Origin of the sequence: Methylovulum miyakonense HT12 (genome assembly GCF_000384075.1) — a bacterium.
Lineage (GTDB): Bacteria > Pseudomonadota > Gammaproteobacteria > Methylococcales > Methylomonadaceae > Methylovulum > Methylovulum miyakonense.
In genome coordinates, this window is sequence record NZ_KB913025.1 from 2,999,129 (window position 1) to 3,017,287 (window position 18,159).

Below are 18,159 nucleotides of genomic sequence, written 5' to 3' on the forward strand. Positions count from 1 at the left end.
AATAGGGGAACGTGCAGGCGGAAGGTATCCGGCACATCGGCTGGTTAGTCTGGTCGGACATCCGCTATTATACAAACTTTGCGCCGCCCCGTTCAGCCTCTTGCGGGCTTGCCCGGCCCACCGTTCCGACTATCATAAGCTATGAAGCCATCAACCTTCTTGTTTCTTGCCCTACAGGCGCTGCTGGCGCTATCCGCCGCCAATGCCGGAACCCTTGCGGCTTTGCCGGTCAAGGCTTCAGCGGAGCGGCCTGCGTTGTTGTTGGAATTGGGCGCCAAGCCGCCGTCGCTTGGCGTTGGCGATAACACGACGCGGGTGTTTGCAGGCGTAGTCCAGACCCATGAGGGCGACGCTTTAGTCCGTACCGATGACGATGACATCAGTTCGTTGCATCCCGGCTTCGGCAGTTGGACGCTCGGCTTCCGCTTCCCTATCAAACCCGGCCTCCCGGCCCAGCCGTATACCTTTTGGGCGCGTTGGCGGCAGGGCGGTGATCCCACTGTCTGCGTGCAAACTTTCGAAGTCTGGGCTGGCCCCGACCCCTCCAAGCTGGAGCTGCGTGCGACGCTGCCCATGAAGCCCAAGGGCTGGGAATACGCCTGGATAGCCGCCGAAGCGCCGGTCAAGCTCAAGGCCGACGATGCCGTCATCGAGATACGCAACAGCGGGGCAGGGCATGACGCCAAGGTCTTCGACGCTTTCCTGCTCGCCCCGCCGTTGTCTTCGCTGCCTGAGACCGGCACGGCGGACAGGCCGCTGGTGCTGCTGGAGCTGGGCAAGACGCCAGCCTTTGCATCGGCGGAAAAAGACGCCGCCTTGCAAGTCCAAACCGGCGCGGCCACGGCCGGCCCCGGCGCTGGCTCACTGTTGACCGAAACAGACGAAGTCCAGGTTTTTCACCAGGGCTTCGGCAACTGGGGCGCGTCGTTCCGTTTCGAACTCAACCCAGCGATAGCGCCGGGGCAATACCGGTTTTTTGCCCGCTACAAAAGCGGCGGCGAAGTCTCTCAAGTTAAGCAAAGCTTCACGGTCAAAGCCGGAGCTAAACCTGAACAACTGGCGGCGCGCGGCGATTTTACATTGACCAACACCACGCCCTGGGAATACCAGTGGTTGCAGGCCGCCGGGACAGTCACCGTATTGCCGGGCGACCGCTGGCTGGACATCGGCAACACCGGCAAAGCGGACGGGGCGAAAGTCTTCGACGCCTTTTTGCTGAAACTGGAGACGCCGCTGGGCGACTGGATGAACGCGGAACAGGCTGAGATCCGCAATCGCTTCCTGGTCTTGACCAAGTCCTTGCCGAACGTCGAGCGTCGCTTGCTAGTACTCGACGGCAAGGGCGGGCAGGGGGATGCCCTGTTTCGCGGCTTGGCATCCGCCGCCGCAAAGCCGCGCTACGAAAAACTGGCAGTGTCCTATTTGATAGGGCCGGATGCCGAAGCGCTGGCGCGCAGCCTGAATATCCCGGCGCTGCCCGCCGCCGTGATGACCGACGACCATTACGGCGTGCTCGGCGTCCTGAGCGAGCCTAAAAACGAAGGGCAGGCGGCGAAATTTCTCGCCGATCCCGGCAAAGCCGGAGCGATGCCCGCGCTGCCAGCCGTGGCGGCGGACGCTGCCAAGCCGCTCAAGGGCGGCGTACCGGAAGCCTGGCTGGTGGGCGGCTTGCAGGACGGCTGGGCGGGCGTTTCGGTGTTCGGCCTGGATGGCGAAACCGTGCTGCGCCCGAATCCCGGCCAGCCCTACCTTAGCCTGCAAATGATGGGTGGGGAAATGCGCGCCTGGCGCGCCGCGGCCACGCAAGCCGACGGCTCCGCCGGCATCGAAGCCAGCACCCAGCATTCCTACGGCTGGTCGCGCGGCAGCGGCTATGCGCAACTCTATCTGCATGCGGATCAAACCACGCAGGCGCTGCTGCACCTGAAACAATCCGGCATCAAGACCGCCGCTTGGCTGGACGGGCAGCCTGTCAAATTGGCCGGTGATCCGAAGCCGCCCGCCGGATTTTCGGCGTCCACCGGCGAACAGCTAAAAACCTTGCTAAAGGGACTGACCACCGAAGGGCTGGTGGCAACGGCGTTGCCGGATCGGTCCGAAGCGCCGCAGCTCGCGACCCTGGAACTATCGCAAGGCTGGCACAGCCTGCTGGTCAAGCTGGTGATGCAACACGGCGAAGGCCAGCGGTTTTACTTCGCAGGGAAGTTCACCGATCTGGACGGTAAACCTTTAGATGCCATCAAGACGCAACTGAGCGATCCCGGCGCCGATCTGGCGCTAAATAACATCGCCGCCAAGCTGCGCCCGCTGGTTTTCGTGGACGCACCGGCCAACTTGCCGCATCCGGGCGATGCGCTGAAACTGCGCGTGGATATGCGCTGGCATCCGCTCCTGGAGGAAACCAGTTTGCCCGCGCCGCTGCCGCGCTTTCAGGCAAAATTGCGTCTGCGCGTGGTCGATTACGGCGGCAACGAGGTTGCGGTGAAGGAAATAACCGGATCGTTCCCCGGCCAAGCCGAAGCAGACTTCGGCAAGATTGCCGGACCCGGCTATTACGCCGTTTATGCGTCCCTGCATACGCCCGATGGGAAGCTGATCATGAACTATCCCGCCGATGGCTTTTCCGTCGTGCGCGGCACTGCCGAACAAAAACAACGGCTGGACAAGAAAAAACTCTGGAACAACGATTATTACGCGCTGGCCGACGGCGACAAGAGCTTCAAGCAGAAAGGCGGCTATTTCGCCTGGCTGCAGCGTATGGGTATCTATAAAAGCTACGGCTCTTATCCCGGCTTCGACCCGCAATACCGGCCTCAGTGGGAACGCGCGAAAAAGCTCGGCCTGGTGCTGTTCGCCGACTCTTCAGGCGATAGTTCCTGGCTGAACGACAATCCCGCGGACGGCCAAAACTTCATCAACACGGCGGCGGCATTTACCCGCTACTTCAAGGCCACCAACGAGATCGACATACGCAACGAGCCTGAATGGCAAAAACTGCGCGAGCCCGCGCACTGGGTGGAGCGGGCCAAGTGGGAATACGAGCAGGCGCACAAGCAGCGCAGCGACGCCCATTACACCGGCGGCAGCCTGGTTCGGCCGGGGGAGGGCGGCTGGTTCAAACAGGTCTTGCAGCTGGGTCTGGATAAATATCAGGATGCCTGGGATGTCCATGCCTATCCGCAACAGCCGCCAAGTTTCGGAGGGGCTATCGGCAACGGCTCGAATGAGGACGAGCGCGGCGTGCTGGCTGCTTACGCCAGCCTGGGCAAGAACAACAGCCTGCCGTTCTGGCTGGGCGAGACCGGAGCCAAGGCGATGCACGGCTTGACCGGCCGCCGCTGGCAGGCGGAGCAGGCCGCGAAGATGGTCGCCTGGGCCAACAGCCGTAGCGACTACTTGGGCCTGGCTTTTTGCATCGGCCACGAATACGACCTGGGCTACGGGCGGATTTGGGATTACTCGATGGGCCATAAACCCGGCGAGGCGGCGCTGTACACCGCCAGCGCGTTGATTGACGGGCTGCCTTACCGGGCTTTCGACGCTAAGGACGCCAACATCCAGGCGGCTTATTTCGGCGACACGTTCATGATTTGGCGTACCGACGGGACGGCCGGAACCTGGCGGATGCAGCTAACGCCCGGCAAGCCCTGGGTGCTGGTGGATGTGGTGGGTGCTGTCCGGAAATTGCCGGTTGACGCGGCCGGGAACGCCGACATACCCATCTCAGCCAGCCCCGTGTATGTGTTGCCGCAGCTTGGGTATGAAAGGCTGACGGGCGCATAAGCGGTAAGGCGGGTGTTGATGCCCCAGGGGGATCAGCGTACCTTTTTGGATAGGATGTGGCTTTAACATCTGATGTTACGCAGACATTTTCTGCGAGTTGAAAATAAATAATGATGAGTCGCTAGTTCGTAGGTTGGGTTACGCTATCGCTCGGCAACCGCTCCCGGCGTTGCCCTACCTCCTGCATCCATGTAGTTGTAACCCAACCTAATGCGCATCCGCATCAGGCCATCGAACTGATGGTCTTACGGAACCGTGACAGCGCCATTAAAAAGAATACGCCCCCGATCACCATCAGCGCCGCGAACTGCGGCCAAACAATGCCCAAACCCCCGCCCCGGAACAGGATGGCCTGCGCCAGCGCGACAAAATGCGTGGTCGGCGCCACCAGCATGATGTCTTGCACGAACTGCGGCATGCTTTCGCGCGGTGTCGTGCCGCCGGACAGCATCTCTAGCGGCAGCAGCGTGATGATCATCAACAGGCCCATTTGCGGCATCGAGCGGGCGACGGTGCCCAGGAATATCCCCATCGAGGTCGTCGCGAACAAATGCAGCGCCATGCCGACGACGAACAAGGTGATGGAGCCTTCGATAGGCACCGCCAGCGCGCCCTCCACGATAAAGACGAGGGACGCCGTCGCCACGACGATGACGACCAGACCCATGGACCAGACCTTGGCCATCATGATTTCAAACGGCGTCAGCGGCATCACCAGCAAATGCTCGATGGTGCCGTGCTCGCGTTCGCGGATCAGCGCCGCGCCGGTCAAGACGATGGACAGCATGGTGATGCTGTTGACCAGCTCCATCACCGACCCGAACCACGCCAAATCCAGGTTCGGGTTGAAGCGCGCCCGTACTTCCAAATCCACCGGCAGCGTCGCCAACGCCCGATGTCCTTGCACAAAGGCGCTGACTTCGCTGGTAATGATGTTGTGGATATAGCCGTTGCCGACGTAGGCCTGGGACATGCGCGTCGCATCGACGTTGACCTGTATGGTGGGTTCGCGCCCGGCCAGCACGTCGCGCTGGAAATCGGGCGGGATGTCGATGACGAAGGTGTACAGCCCGGTGTCCATGCCGGGATCGGCGGCGTATTGGTCGATCAGCACCGGCGGTAGGAAGTACGGCGGATAAAAGGCGTTGATGATGCGCTGCGACAATTGCGAGCGGTCTTCGTCAATGACCGCGATAGGCGCCTTGTTCAGAGCGCCGGGCAGGCCGGTCGCGGTCAGGTAGACCGAACCCGTGAACGAGAACAGGATCAAAACCATCATCACCCGGTCGCGGCTCAGGCTGCGCAGCTCCTTGATGCCAAGATGGAAAATATTGAGCAAGGTATGCACGGCTAACGCTCCTGTTTGTGCAGCAGCAACACGCTGATGCCGAGTATCACCGGAATCGCCAGCACCAGCGGCAGCAGCGACCAACTCAGGTCGGCGAAACCCAGTGCCTTCGAGAAGGTGCCGCGGCTAATCAGCAGAAAATACGTGGCCGGAAAAATTTCCCCGATAACGCGCGCGCCGCCTTCCAGCGACGACACCGGGTCGATCAGGCCGGAAAAGCGCATCGACGGTATGATGGTGGCGATCGCCGTGGCGAAGATCGCGGCAATTTGGGTGCGGGTGAAGGCCGAGATCAGAAAACCCAGGCCGGTCGCCGAAGCCACGTACAGCAGCGCGCCGACCGTCAACAGCAAAAAATTGCCCTTGTGCGGCACGCCAAATACGGTCACCGCTAGCAGGCACACCAAAAAGAAATTGACCATCCCTAAGCCGATGTAAGGCAGTTGCTTGCCAAGCAGAAATTCCAGGCGGGTCACTGGCGTGACGTACAGGTTGATGATGGAGCCGAGTTCCTTCTCGCGCACCACGCTGAGCGCGCTGAGCATGGCCGAGATCAGCATCAGCAGCATCGGCACCATCGCCGGGACGATGTCCGGCAGGCTTTTGACGTCCGGGTTGTAGCGATAGCGCGTCTCGATGCCCATGAGCCCGGCCGCAACGTGGTCGGTGGCATGGCGGCGCACCTGCTCAGAGAGCCAGGTCTGGTGCATCGCCTGCACGTAGCCGAGCACGTTTTCGGCGCGGCTGGGCATGGATCCGTCCACCCAAGCGCCGATTTTGACCGGATTGCCGCGCGCCAGGTCGCGGGCGAAGTTGGGCGGTATCTCCAAGGCCAGGCTCAGCTCGCCGCTGCGCATGCGCCGGTCCAGCTCGTCGTAATCGGCGATTGGCGGTTTGGCCGTGAAATAACGTGAGCCGCCCAGGTCCAGCGCGTAATTGTTGCTGAGCGTGGTCTGGTCGCGGTCAAGCACGGCGAAACGCAGGTTCTCGACATCAATGCTGATGCCGTAGCCCATGATGAACATCAGGAACACCGTGCCAAGCAGCGCGATGGAGCCGCGTATCGGGTCGCGGCGCAGCTCCATGCCTTCGCGCAGGGTGTAGCTGAATAGGCGCAGCAGGCTGAAGCGGGGGCTGGGCCGGGTGGTTTGGGGAGGCGTCCGTGGCGATGGGTTGGCAATGGGGAGGGGGGCTTCGGCCGGCCCGTCATCCAGCCCGCTCGCTGCCTTCAGATAGGCGATGAAGGCCTGCTCCAACGTGGCTTGCCCGCTGCGTTCGACCAGCTCGGCGGGGCTGCCCGAAGCCAGCACCTTGCCCGCGTGCATCAGCGAGATACGGTCGCAACGTTCGGCTTCGTTCATGAAATGCGTGGAGATGAACACGGTGACCCGGTCATTGCGGGCGAGTCCGACGATCAGTTCCCAAAACCTATCGCGCGCGATTGGATCGACGCCGGAGGTCGGCTCGTCCAGGATCAGCAAATCGGGGCCGTGGATGACGGCGACCGCCAGCGACAGGCGTTGGCGTAGCCCCAGCGGCAATGAATCGGGCATGGCGTCCAGCGCCTCGGTTAGCATGAAGCGTTCGGCCATTTCGGCGATGCGTCCGGGTATTTTGGTGTCGGGCAAGTGGAACAGCTTGGCGTGCAATTCCAGGTTTTGCCGTACGCTCAGTTCGGCGTACAGGGAGAACGCTTGCGACATGTAGCCGACCCGCTGGCGGGTGGCCATGTTGCCGGCATCGACGATTTGGCCTAACAGCCGCGCCTCGCCTTCACTGGGTTGCAGCAGGCCGGTCAGCATCTTCATGGTCGTCGATTTGCCGCAGCCGTTGGAACCGAGAAAACCGAAGATTTCGCCGCGCTCTATCGCCAGGCTGACATTATCGACGGCGGTAAAGCCGTCAAAACGCATCGTCAAGCCTTGCGCGGCGATGGCGATGCGGTCCTCGCCATCGCCGTTAACGCGCGGCGGTATCACGACCGCGCGGTGGTCTTTACGCTTGGCCTCGGGCAACAGGCGGATGAAGGCGGCTTCCAGGTCGTCGGCGCCGGTGCGCGCCTTCAGCTCGGCGGCCGTGCCGGTGGCCAGCAGCTTGCCGGCGTCCATCGCCACCAGCCAGTCGAAACGCTCGGCTTCGTCCATATAGGCGGTCGAGACCAGGACGCTCATGCCAGCGTGGCGGGTGCGCAGACGGGCGATCAAATCCCAGAATTGGGCCCGCGACAAAGGGTCGACGCCAGTGGTCGGCTCGTCCAGCACCAGCAGGTCGGGATCGTGGATCAATGCGCAGCATAAGCCTAGTTTCTGTTTCATGCCGCCCGACAACTGTCCGGCGGGACGGTCTTGGAAGGGCGCGAGGCCAGTGCTATCCAGTAATTCGGCGATGCGCCGGTGGCGTTCGGCGCGTCCGAGGCCGAACAGGCGGCCAAAGAAATCGACATTTTCGAACACCGAGAGCGTCAGGTAGAGGTTTTTGCCCAGGCCTTGCGGCATGTAGGCGATTTTTGGGCAAACCGCACGGCGGTGGGCGGCGTCGGCCATGTCGCCGCCTAAGACTTCGATGCGGCCTTGCTGCAACTTGCGCGCGCCAGTCAACAGCGACATCAGGCTGGATTTGCCGACGCCGTCGGGGCCGATCAGCCCGACCATCTGGTTGGCGGGGATGTCCAGGCCCAGGCCGTCCAGCGCCCTCGTGTCGTGATAACGCAGGCTGACGTTGTCGATGCGGACGACTGGCGCGGGTTTGCCTGTGCCCATTATGGCAGTTTGACCTGTAGCCCGGCGGGCCAGCTGGCTTTCGCGTCGAGCTTGACATAAGCCGTGCCGGGCACGCCGGTCTTGACTTGCTGGATGTGCTGCTTCAGCAACTCGGCGTCTATCCGGGCGCGGATACGGAACATCAGTTTCAGGCGCTCGCTTTCCGTTTCCACCGTTTTCGGCGTGAACTGGGCGACGCTGGCGACAAAGCTGGCCTTGGCCGGGATCACGTAACCCGGCAAGGCGTCGAACACCAGATGGATGTCGCTGCCGAGCGCGACCTTGCCGGCCGCTTCGGTGGGCAAAAAGAAGGTCATGTAAACGTCGGACAAATCCACCATGTTCAGCACGCGGCCGCCAGCGGCCAGCACTTCGCCCGGCTCGGCGACGCGGTACTGGATGCGGCCGTCGCGAGGGGCTTTCAGTTCGCTGTCGTCAATGTCCGCCTGTAGCCGGGCAACGGTCGCCTTGACCGCCTCGATCACCGATTGCGCCTGGATTACTTGTGATTTCGCGGCGGCTATGCTGGCTTGCGCCGCGGCGACTTGCGCTTGAGCCGTCCTTATCGCCGCTTGCATGCCTAACACTCGTGCGCGGTTGTCGTCGACTTCTTGCTGCGGCGTCGCGCCTTCGCCAACCAGCCGTTGCGAACGCCCCAAGCGTTTGGCGGCGGCATCGGCTTCGGCTTGGTGTTGGGCGACGACGGCTTGCGCCGCCGTGTATTCGCTTTCGCGCTGGGTCACGATGGCTAGGGCAGTCTGGTAAGCATTTTCGGCTTCGCGGACTTTGGCCAGCGCCTCGGCCTGCTGGGCATGCAACACTTCCGTGTCCATGCGCGCCAACACCGTCCCGGCCGTCACGAAATCACCTTCCCGTGCGAGTATTTCAACAACGCGCCCCGGCGTTTTGGTGGCGATATTGATTTCGGTGGCCTCGATCCGGCCATTGCCAGTGACAATGCCCGCAGGCAGGCCAGTTGGGCGCAGCAGCCAGGCTAAGGCAAGCGCCAGGACAATGGCGCCGCCGATCAGAATCCAGATGGTTTGTTTGTTCATGAGTTTCCCACAAATAGAATCATGTTGGTTGGGGTGACCCCTAAAGGGCATAAAACGTTAGGAACCCCAACAATAGCCTATGCATCGGAGAATGTTGGGGTTCCTAACCTCACCCCAACGCCCTCAATGTGCCGCATCCGCCCCGCCACCCAGCGCCTTATACACGGCGATCAGGTTGGTCGCGGTCGCGGCCTGCGAGCGGGCCAGGTCGATTTCGGCCACATAAAGGGTACGTTGCGCATCCAGCACGTCAAGAAAGGAGATGACGCCTTCCTGATAACGCAATTGCGACAAGCGTACCGATTCCTGCTGGTCGGCAACCGCACGGGCCAGCGCTTGCCTGCGGATTTCTTCCTGCAAATAGCGGGTCAAGGCGGTTTCGGTTTCCTGTAACGCTTCCAGCACCGCCTTTTCGTAAGCCAGGTAAGCTTCTTTTTGCTTGGCGTTGGCCAGGTCGATGCCCGCTTGGATGCGGCCGAAATTGAGTAAGGGCTGCACTAGGTTGCCGACTGTGCCGTAGGAGAACGCCGCCGATTTGAACAGGCTTTCGATGTCGGTGTTGCGTAAGCCCAAAAAGGCGGACAGCGAGATTTTCGGGAACAGTTCGGCCACTGCCGCCCCTTGCATGGCGGTGGCCGCCGCCAGTTGGCGCTCGGCTGCGCGAAGGTCCGGGCGGTGGCGTAGGGTCTCGGCTGGCGACGTCAAAACCTCCCGTCCCGGTGCCGCCGGGACGGTACCTGGCGTCTTTAACGTGGTTGCCAGCGAGCCTGGTTTTTGTCCGACCAAGACTTCCAATTGGCGTAAGGTGGCGACTAGATTGGCTTCCAATGTCGGCAGTTGGGATGCGGTGGTCTCGGCTTGCGCGCGTGCCCGCACCACGTCGTGCCGTGCGTTGACGCCTTCGTTGAAGAGTTTCTCGGTCAATGCCAGCGTGCGTTGTTGCGATTCCAGATTCGAACGGGTGATGCGCAATTGGTTTTGTAAGCTACGGTATTCTATGTAACTGCGGGCCAGATCGGAGGTCAAGGTCACCAATGCTTGGCGGTACTGTTCGCCAGCCGCATCGAGCTCGGCGGACGCCGCCTCCAGCCGCCGTTGCAGGCGGCCGAACAAATCAACTTCCCATAACGCATCAAAACCCAGTTCAAACATATTGTATTTGATGCCGGGCGCCAAGCCGGGGAAGGGGTTTTCGTTACGTTGCGCACCGGCTTTGGCGGCGACGGTCGGGAACAGTTCGGCGCGGGCGCCACGACGTTCGGCACGGGCCTGGTCGACACGGGCCAGGGCTATCTTGATGTCCAGGTTGCCGGCCAGGGCCTTATCCATCAGATGGTCCAGTTGGGTGTCACCGAAGTTTTTCCACCAGATTTTCAAGTCCCCAAGGTTGGCTTGCTTCAGGTTCGCCGCCGGTTTTGCCTGCCAATGGTTTGGGGTTGCCGGAGCCATTTCGTGATAATCCGGCCCCATCGAGCATCCCGCCAAACCGCCCAGAACGAATAATCCGCAAATTTTATGCATTATGGCCATGCCTTTTGAGTGATAAAGAGACGGTCGTGAATTAGGCGCTATTTTGCCGCATTGGGCATAACGTTCGGCCCAAGATTATAAGGTTTGTCTATCACATCGTTGAATAAAATCATTTGACGTTACCAAATTGGCGGCATTGTCATGCCAAGCCAGCAGCATGTCCGTAGGCAAGCGGCATTTTGTGGCTGAAAAAACTTGACCCTTACAATTGTTTTCCCATACCCTTGAAGGGCTTTAGGGCAACAATTAGGCCAGGCCTTTGGAACCCCTTCCGGCATAGCCGGGGATGTGCCCTGATCAAAATGCCCGCTTAACCTTAGGTCGCCGGAGGCACATGCATACGCAACGCACCAAGCCACTCCTATTTGCCCTGGTCTTACTGGTCGGGCTACTTGCGCTGTCAGGCGCTAGGCCATACGACCGTGCGACCTGGTTGTTGGAAGTGCTGCCCGTTTTCATCACCATCCCTGTGCTCTGGACGACTTACCAACGTTTTCCGCTCACCACGCTTTTGTATGTAGGGATTTTCCTGCACGCGCTAGTCCTCATGGTCGGGGGCGCCTATACCTACGCACGGGTACCGCTGGGCTTCGAAATTGCAGACCTTCTGGGGCTACACCGGAACCCTTACGATAAGATCGGCCACTTTTTCCAAGGTTTTGTGCCCGCCCTCGTCGCCCGCGAGATCCTTATCCGGGGTGGCTATGTCCGAGGCCGCAAGATGTCTGTGTTCATTGTCATCTGCATCGTCCTGGCGATTAGCGCAAGCTATGAGCTTATCGAGTGGGGCGCCGCCGTAGCGCTTGGCCAGGGGGCGGATGATTTTCTCGGCACCCAAGGTGATATATGGGATGCCCAGTCAGACATGTTCTTTGCGCTGGTCGGCGCCATTACGGCGCTGTCATTGCTGTCAAGGATACATGACCGCCAAATCCGGCAGTTGGGGAGCCCCGGGCGGGGCGGATAGGCCGGGCTACCACCTTTCCCCATCGGATACGGTTAGGTCTGGCAACGACGGAAACAGTGGCGGCCGCCGCCTAACCTGTCCTTGGCCCTTCCCTGCCGGATGTTTGACGTATTTCCACTATGCGTTGCCGCCGCGCCCAAGCCACTGCTAGCCATCGCTTTTTTACTCTGGTTGATGGTGTCCCCCTTTCTGCAGGCAATGCCGTTAAATAAATAAATAATAAAATCATAGTGTTGCGAGGTTATGTAGGTTGGGTTAGCGATAGCGTAACCCAACGATTGCCGTTTGGATGCTGTCGGGTTACGCTGCCGCTACCAACAGTAGGCGCATTAGGCGACCCGATCTACCTGAAAAATCCCCTGTAAATAGCCCATAACAAACTGATTATTTAAATGTTTTCATAAACTTAACGGCATTGCTTCAGCAAGCAGGCCATCAGCGCCTATCTTCATCTGATTTTAATCAAACCTAGCGGTTTCCCCTCATCTTGTTGGGGTAACCTTTGTCCAGCCGTAGCAACTGGGGCGTAACAGTGGCCGTGATGGCTGGGTGGATAAGGCCTTCTCATTGTCCATTGGCGCCATCCCAGCCTAGTTTTCAGGCATTCTACGTCCCTTTACGCGTCTTAAAGCCCGTTCCCTTGGGAAGTTGTTTGCCATTCAACATCAATAACGGTTTTAGTGCCGTTTGTTTGGATCCCCCTATCTATAACCATGAATAAGGAAAAGTAATATGAAAAAACTAATAAAGTTTTCAATGGTCGCCCTGGCTTACTCTTTGGTCACCGCCTGTGCAACGAATTCAGATGTTGAAAATTTACAGTCGCAAGTCAATAGCTTGGATAGTTCCGTTAAGCAGGCATCGGCTGATGCAAACCGCGCCCAATCGACTGCTGCTGATGCGGCTGCAAAGGCGGAGGCGGCAACGGTGGCGGCTAACCGGGCGGCTGAATTATCAGAAGAGGCCAATAACAAATTGGATAGGAAGTTTAAAAGGTCAATGATGAAATAAATCAGCTTGCTTTAGACGCAAACGGGCAGGCCGGTCGTGCTCTTGATGACCGGCCCGCCCGTTTGCGTATCCTCCAATTACTGGACGTTACAGGTTTGTCCGTGAACAGCGGGTTTGGCGGCGTAAGCCCATTCCCCACACAAGTGTTCCCTCGAACGCCGCAAACCTTATCAGGTTGTTTGGTATGCGGGGGTGCAGTGGGGACAACCACTGGCCTGTTTTCTTAATAATTCAGCCGCTTTTTTCACCGCACTTTTAGCGTTGCTGATCGACCCTAAATAATGCACTGTTTCTTTGGAAGGAAGCAAAGAACAATCTGCGGTGTGGACCACATGATCCCCATTGCCCTGAGCATTTTTTTCAACGTAAAACTCTGCCATCGTAATCACCCCGTCGTTAGGACATCCATTAAAAACCCCGCTCATCTGCACTACGTCCCATCTCCTGTCGGCCATCGGACATCCCGTGTTGACGATGTTGTGAAGGCGACAGGAACAACGCCGGATTCGCGTTACTTTTGAGCTCGTTTAATCGTTAAGCAAAACTTATACCAGCTGGCAGTATGGCAAGCGCATATAAATAAATTAAATATTCAACAAGTTACGATATTTTGGGTTTGCCGACATAAACCTTAGGATTGCACTAATTTTAATAAAGTGATTTTTTTCCGAGCGAATCACCATTGGGCAAGCCAGCGGGCAGCAGCGGGTAGTCTTCGATGATGGTCTTGCGCCCGCCGATGACATCGCCTAGCGTGGGGTTGGCCAGATTGTCCTTGATATAGGTTTCGAGTTTTTACCGGGCTTGGGTTTGGGCGTTTTGCAGGATGGTGGGGTCAAAGCCCGTCACCCAGCCTTCCGCGTCATTGGTCGTGCCGCTGGCGCCGAAGCTTTCGCCAGTTGCTGCGGGTCGATGCCGCTGATGGCGACGGCATCCAAGCCTTTTTGGTAGGTATATTGCTTGTAGCTGGGGTCCATTTCCACCCAACTGTCGGCATCTTTGTTTTTCGCGCCGCGTGAGGGGATGAAGTCAATTGCCGCTTCCACCCAAACATGTTCCAGGCGGACTTTCCTGAGCTTGCCGCCGCTGGTCACGGCGGTGACCGGGATGCCGCCCGAGGCGGCGGACACAGCCGGGTACAAGGCCGTCCACAAAAAGAAAAACAGGGTGGTGCCGGAAATCGGGCGCAGGCTACGGGGGCTAATGATTCAAAAAGATAATTCCATTGTTTTGATGCCCATATCGAATTGAAAACGTTGGTAACCCCAAATGACTTTTTTACGGTGTTCTGGCAATGTCAAATCTAAAGGCGTTTCCGTCAGTTGGATTAGCCAAGCACCGCTCCCGCAACGTTTGGCAACCGCTAACTGCTGCAAATCGCCTTGTGCTGGGAATCCGAATAAGTCGCAGGTCTCTTCCGACCAGTAGTTCAGCCAGCCCAGGCGAGACGGGCGCATAACTGGCCAATCGGAAGGGCGACAAGCACCGGGGGCGTGCGGTAGCTTCCCCTCGGCTTCGGCTAAAAGCTGTTGGGCTAAGGCGATGTCACCGGTGCCACGTTCATGAAAATAACGGCACAAGGCGCGTTCGAGTATGTAAAAAGCAGCTTTGGGTGTGTAATAGCAGTACGTGGCTTGCAGTATTTCGGCTACTGCTTCTAAGTACTTCAGCACCCGGTCATCGGGTTCTTTAAACATGATCATAACCCCATGCCTTGGTAAATATTGACCATCTTTCCCAATCCACCCCATAGCCGGCAAAAAAATCAACGGATGATCCGTATCGGAGTTTTGAAGTTTCATTCCTGATTTTTTAACCATTTTTTCAAAAAACTTCTGGCGATCTTTTATTTTTTTGTAATGTGTTTCAAGCAGAATCTTGCCCGTTGTAACCACCTCCCAGGTGATTGTTTCGCCGCCCGTTAGTTCCTCGAAACACCGGCAGACCTGTTCAAAAACAGTGGCGTTCCAACTGGACTCAGGGATTTCAAATCTCAGCCAAGTGAGCTTTGATTCGTCTCCAAAATCTTTGCTCATCCTATTTCTCCGATTAATCAATATCAAAGGCTATGTCACCGTTGATTGTTGAAAATTCCCCAAGGCGGCATTGAGCAGCCATTGGGGTGTTGGGTTATGGTGCTGCTCAAAGACCCGCCGCCAGCCGAGATAGTGCGGCAAATAGTCGGTGGCGACACCATGAAAGTGGTCTAGCCACAGCTTGAAGCGGCTGTGGTAGGCATTGACGTTCTGTATGTGGTAAGCCCCTTTGACCCGCTGGTGTTGGCTAAGGTTGACGGCTTCGTGGCTGATGCCTTCCGTCCGGCAGAACGCGCTGTAGGTGGGGTTGCCGTCACTGACCAGCAGCGCGTCCGTGGCCAGCAGCCGCTTGAGGGCTTCCGACAAACGCGTCCTGGTCAGCTGGCCGTTGCCGGTGACGAAATCCAGGGTGTGGCCGGAGCGGTCACGCGCCACCAAGATGCAGACCAGTTCGTTGGAGATGCCGCGCTTCTGGGCGCTGCCCCCACGTTTCCTGGGCTGGCGGCTTAAGTTCCGCTTGCCCTTGTCCGATTCCAGGAGATAGGTTTCATCCGCTTCGGTGATGCCTTCGAGCGCACCGGGGCGGTCCAGGCTGATACCGTCCAGGAACCGGTGCCGCCACCGGAAACTGGTGTTACGGTGGACACCCGCCTCGGCGGCGGACTCGCGCACCGTTTTCGACTCCGCCAACGCCGCCAAGTAACCCAGCCATTTGGGCTTATGGCGCAACCGCGCCAAGGGCGATCCCGTCAGGGCGTTGAAGGTTTTCCGGCAACTTTGGCAACGGTAGCGCTGCAGGCCGCTGGCGAAGCCGTACCTCGACAGCAGGATACCCGCGCAATGCGGACAAGCCGGTTTCAGCTCAAAGCGGGTTTCAACCACTTCTATGACTTCGGGCAGGTCGGTTTGACGGTCAAGTGCGGCCTTGGCCACGTTTCGCTGATGGTGGTTAAGCCCGCACAGGCTTGACAGCAATTCCTTAAAGTCTTCGGCAATCATGGGCTTGTCCTCGTCAAATGGCAGTTAACTGATCAGACAGGGCTTTGGGGGGTTGATTCCATAATTAACGGTGACATAGCCATATCAAAGGAGGGTTCTATCGGATCAGGTTGCAAACCGATGCCGCAGGTTTCATTCACAGTCACATTCGCATCCGGCAAGGCGGTCTTTACTGCTTCCACCATCCAAGGCTTGTTGACCACTACACAATAGGAAACGAATACCCTCCGCCAAATTTTCTTAAACTCTTGCTCCAATTTGATAAAAGCGTTGATATGCCCATTTTAGTGCTTCGATATGATCCGGGCGTGTCACATCAAACATATCTTCTGTCAACTTTACCATCCATGCCCCACTTGGCGTACGGTGAGAAAGCCGGATAAGGTACCCATCGGTGGCCGGGTCTGGAAAAGACAACAACTCGCAGGTTTCCGGTGACCAGTAATTAATCCAACCAATGGCATCTGGAATTCCAATACCTAACTCAATTTTATTTTCAATGCGCTTTAACATCGGCAATTCTAAGTGTGGGAATGTTGATATAAATTGCATTGTTGGAGGTAAATATCCTGCTTGTTTATCAAAATCTCTATTTTTCCAAGCATCATAAATTTGATGGGAAATTATTAGCTGTTCAGCTGGGGGCATCCACTGAATAAAATAGGGATCCAATGATTCACCAATAAGGTTTATCAGTATTGTAATTTTGCATTTAGCCGATAGAGGCAACAGAAAAAAAACTTCATAACCGACAAGTTCCCCGGAATTGAGACAAGTCACCACATTGTTAACTTGCAGAAAATTTTCTGATCCAGAATTAATAACAGTGAATGACCGAGGCAGTGTCTTTTTAGGGAAAAACTCTTTCAATCGTTGTTGACGATCAGACATAAATTCTGGATTGTTTGGATCGTCAGTTGCCAGCCAATTAAGTTTGTCATTTGGAAAAACCGTGTCAAGGCCATTCAGTAAATTAATGAATTGATGATAAGACGGTAGATGACGCAAATGTTTTACAGGCAAATACTCAGAAGACCATTCTAATACTTTTCTAAAATCCTCTATTGTCTGTATTTTTTTCATTTCAAAATCCTAGGCAATCTGGGCGAAAAAAGGTTTTAGCAGGAAGATAGCTCTCTACAATCGGCAAGTGCCGAATGTCTGTATAGACATAACAATAATCGAAGCCACATTGATCCGTTAAGTAATTACACAAAAGTAACCCGGTATTCATCGCCGAATTTTGAAAGGATGTCCAATACGGCCTGTTTCAATGTCCCGTAACTGGCATAGCACGATAGGGGCAGCCATTCATACTTGATCTTGCGCCAGACGATTTCGATCAGGTTAAGCTCAGGGCTATAGGGCGGCAGATAATGCAACACGACACCTTGCGCCATCCAGTCGTCGCGGCGTGCCAAAAAGGCNCGGCTGGTGTGCATGGAAGCGTTGTCAATAATGACGACGCACGGTTTTTTATGGACGGCGTAGCCGTCGCCATAGTGTGCGGCAAACAGGTCGAAGGCCCCGGCCACCTGTTCTGTTTTGACGCGCCCTTCAACGGTGTGGAAAAAAGACCGGCTGTCCCGGGAAACAAACCCCAGGACATTGAGGCGCTGGCTATGGAAACAGGGGATTTCCAACGTCCGGCCTTTGGGTTGCCAGGCGTAAGGCACGGAGGACGCGGTGCTGAAGCCTGACTCGTCAAAATAGTACAGGCTGATTTTGTCTTCATCGGCCCATTGTTTCATGACGGTTTGGATGGCTTTGGCCTTGGCAAAGCCATTGGCACAACGCCTTCCTTTTACGGAGCGCCTGCACCGCCGCCATGAATAACCGGTTTTTTTAAAATGCGCCTTAACGTCCCGGTCGCCGACTTTTTCCGGGTCCGGGCCTCCAGAAGGGCTTGGGCCTGCTTGATTTGGCGCGGTTCTTCGTCCAATTGTGCCCGGAACAGTGCGATTTCTTCCGGCGTGTAAATCGGTGGCCGCCCGGAGCGCGGCAAATCCCCAAGCCCGCCGACGCCTTGCGCGTTGAAGCGGTCGATCCACTGGCTGATAGGGTCACGGTCAACCTGGAAAATGGCTTGTAGCTGGTTTATCGTATGCCCGCTGCCGCTCAGCAACAAGGCGTGGGCGCGTCTTCGCACCTTAAAGTTTGGGTGGGTCTTGTAAAGCGCATCCAACTCTTGCTTGTCTGTGTCGCTGAGTGGCCGGACAAATTTTAAACGTGGCATGGGGGCGGTGGCTCAAAAAGCTTATATTTTATACCATAAAACTTATGTCAAATTACTTATGTTGCACCCTGGATGAAGCCAAGGCTGAGCGGGAAGAAGTGGCTTTTTTCCAAGCCGTTAAGGTGTTGCTGACCAAGAAAGAAATCAGCGGCAAAAAGAAAACCAATGAAGAACGCGAGCTGGCTATCCGCCAAATTATCGGCTCGGCAGTCGTCTCAGAAGAAGTCGTGGACATTTTTAACGCCGTTGGCTTGGATAAACCCAATATCGGCATTCTTGACCAAGATTTTCTCAACGACGTCCGCAACCTGCCCGAACGCAACCTTGCCGTGGAACTGCTGGAACGCTTGCTGGAAGGCGAAATAAAAGCCAGGTAGGGTGGGCAGGCTTTTTTGCCCACCATTTTTAAGCGATTGCGATGTTCCATGCAGTATT

At 57.2% G+C, this 18,159-nt stretch carries 14 protein-coding genes and 1 pseudogene; 4 read left to right on the top strand and 11 right to left on the bottom strand.

Annotated features, from left to right (window positions below; translation table 11 throughout):
* The first annotated feature begins 141 nt into the window (after positions 1 to 141).
* Positions 142 to 3,783: a hypothetical protein gene (locus METMI_RS0114895; RefSeq protein ID WP_019867095.1), complete on the top strand. Its 3,642-nt coding sequence runs from the start codon at positions 142 to 144 to the stop codon at positions 3,781 to 3,783.
* A 223-nt stretch (positions 3,784 to 4,006) separates the two neighbouring features.
* Here METMI_RS0114895 and METMI_RS0114900 read toward each other — a convergent pair whose 3' ends face one another.
* The 4 genes from METMI_RS0114900 to METMI_RS0114915 all read right to left on the bottom strand — a co-directional run bounded on the left by METMI_RS0114900 (position 4,007) and on the right by METMI_RS0114915 (position 10,466).
* Positions 4,007 to 5,131 carry an ABC transporter permease gene (locus METMI_RS0114900; protein ID WP_019867096.1) on the bottom strand — a complete coding sequence of 375 codons (1,125 nt, stop codon included), beginning with the start codon at positions 5,129 to 5,131 and terminating at the stop codon, positions 4,007 to 4,009.
* Between the two features lie 2 nt (positions 5,132 to 5,133).
* Positions 5,134 to 7,890, bottom strand: coding sequence for a ribosome-associated ATPase/putative transporter RbbA (gene rbbA / locus METMI_RS0114905; protein WP_019867097.1), 2,757 nt, complete (start codon positions 7,888 to 7,890; stop codon positions 5,134 to 5,136).
* Complete coding sequence (locus METMI_RS0114910; protein WP_456299006.1) at positions 7,890 to 8,996, bottom strand: HlyD family secretion protein; 1,107 nt, start codon at positions 8,994 to 8,996, stop codon at positions 7,890 to 7,892. The genes rbbA and METMI_RS0114910 overlap by 1 nt, the downstream gene beginning before the upstream one ends.
* Positions 8,997 to 9,068: 72 nt before the next feature.
* Entirely contained in the window at positions 9,069 to 10,466 is a 1,398-nt protein-coding gene (locus METMI_RS0114915; RefSeq protein ID WP_019867099.1) for an efflux transporter outer membrane subunit, read from the bottom strand.
* 343 nt (positions 10,467 to 10,809) lie between these two features.
* On the opposite strand from METMI_RS0114915, the gene METMI_RS0114920 reads away from it, so the two are divergent.
* Positions 10,810 to 11,442, top strand: coding sequence for a DUF2238 domain-containing protein (locus METMI_RS0114920; protein WP_019867100.1), 633 nt, complete (start codon positions 10,810 to 10,812; stop codon positions 11,440 to 11,442).
* 732 nt (positions 11,443 to 12,174) lie between these two features.
* A complete protein-coding gene (locus tag METMI_RS0114925; RefSeq protein WP_019867101.1) occupies positions 12,175 to 12,453 on the top strand; it encodes an Lpp/OprI family alanine-zipper lipoprotein in 279 nt (92 codons plus the stop codon).
* A 170-nt stretch (positions 12,454 to 12,623) separates the two neighbouring features.
* Here METMI_RS0114925 and METMI_RS0114930 read toward each other — a convergent pair whose 3' ends face one another.
* The 7 genes and pseudogenes from METMI_RS0114930 to METMI_RS27910 all read right to left on the bottom strand — a co-directional run.
* The gene (locus tag METMI_RS0114930) at positions 12,624 to 12,833 is read right to left on the bottom strand and encodes a hypothetical protein (protein ID WP_029151725.1); all 210 of its coding nucleotides are present in this window, start codon (positions 12,831 to 12,833) and stop codon (positions 12,624 to 12,626) included.
* A gap of 465 nt (positions 12,834 to 13,298) precedes the next feature.
* Positions 13,299 to 13,583: a hypothetical protein gene (locus METMI_RS0114935; protein WP_156829867.1), complete on the bottom strand. Its 285-nt coding sequence runs from the start codon at positions 13,581 to 13,583 to the stop codon at positions 13,299 to 13,301.
* Positions 13,584 to 13,661: 78 nt separating this feature from the next.
* Positions 13,662 to 14,489 (bottom strand): DUF5953 family protein, encoded by an 828-nt coding sequence (locus tag METMI_RS25570; RefSeq protein WP_019867103.1) that lies wholly within the window; start codon positions 14,487 to 14,489, stop codon positions 13,662 to 13,664.
* A gap of 30 nt (positions 14,490 to 14,519) precedes the next feature.
* Positions 14,520 to 15,488, bottom strand: coding sequence for an IS1595 family transposase (locus tag METMI_RS0114945; RefSeq protein WP_019867104.1), 969 nt, complete (start codon positions 15,486 to 15,488; stop codon positions 14,520 to 14,522).
* A 240-nt stretch (positions 15,489 to 15,728) separates the two neighbouring features.
* Positions 15,729 to 16,571 carry a DUF5953 family protein gene (locus METMI_RS25575; protein ID WP_019867106.1) on the bottom strand — a complete coding sequence of 281 codons (843 nt, stop codon included), beginning with the start codon at positions 16,569 to 16,571 and terminating at the stop codon, positions 15,729 to 15,731.
* Positions 16,572 to 16,696: 125 nt separating this feature from the next.
* Positions 16,697 to 17,431 (bottom strand): IS630 family transposase, encoded by a 735-nt coding sequence (locus METMI_RS27055; RefSeq protein ID WP_232215281.1) that lies wholly within the window; start codon positions 17,429 to 17,431, stop codon positions 16,697 to 16,699.
* Positions 17,347 to 17,724 (bottom strand): annotated as a pseudogene (locus METMI_RS27910) (helix-turn-helix domain-containing protein); the annotation flags it as partial. The gene METMI_RS27055 and the pseudogene METMI_RS27910, both read right to left, overlap by 85 nt.
* Positions 17,725 to 17,768: 44 nt before the next feature.
* On the opposite strand from METMI_RS27910, the gene METMI_RS0114970 reads away from it, so the two are divergent.
* The gene (locus tag METMI_RS0114970) at positions 17,769 to 18,101 is read left to right on the top strand and encodes a type I restriction enzyme endonuclease domain-containing protein (protein WP_019867107.1); all 333 of its coding nucleotides are present in this window, start codon (positions 17,769 to 17,771) and stop codon (positions 18,099 to 18,101) included.
* Positions 18,102 to 18,159: the final 58 nt, after the last annotated feature.

Coding starts and splice junctions, on each gene's coding strand:
- METMI_RS0114920 (WP_019867100.1), top strand. CDS start 10,810: ATGCATACGCAACGCACCAAGCCACTCCTATTTGCCCTGGTCTTACTG.
- METMI_RS0114970 (WP_019867107.1), top strand. CDS start 17,769: ATGTCAAATTACTTATGTTGCACCCTGGATGAAGCCAAGGCTGAGCGG.
- METMI_RS0114915 (WP_019867099.1), bottom strand. CDS start 10,466: ATGCATAAAATTTGCGGATTATTCGTTCTGGGCGGTTTGGCGGGATGC.
- METMI_RS0114945 (WP_019867104.1), bottom strand. CDS start 15,488: ATGATTGCCGAAGACTTTAAGGAATTGCTGTCAAGCCTGTGCGGGCTT.
- METMI_RS0114930 (WP_029151725.1), bottom strand. CDS start 12,833: ATGGCAGAGTTTTACGTTGAAAAAAATGCTCAGGGCAATGGGGATCAT.
- rbbA (WP_019867097.1), bottom strand. CDS start 7,890: ATGGGCACAGGCAAACCCGCGCCAGTCGTCCGCATCGACAACGTCAGC.
- METMI_RS25575 (WP_019867106.1), bottom strand. CDS start 16,571: ATGAAAAAAATACAGACAATAGAGGATTTTAGAAAAGTATTAGAATGG.
- METMI_RS0114895 (WP_019867095.1), top strand. CDS start 142: ATGAAGCCATCAACCTTCTTGTTTCTTGCCCTACAGGCGCTGCTGGCG.
- METMI_RS0114910 (WP_456299006.1), bottom strand. CDS start 8,996: ATGCCCTTTAGGGGTCACCCCAACCAACATGATTCTATTTGTGGGAAA.
- METMI_RS25570 (WP_019867103.1), bottom strand. CDS start 14,489: ATGAGCAAAGATTTTGGAGACGAATCAAAGCTCACTTGGCTGAGATTT.
- METMI_RS0114925 (WP_019867101.1), top strand. CDS start 12,175: ATGAAAAAACTAATAAAGTTTTCAATGGTCGCCCTGGCTTACTCTTTG.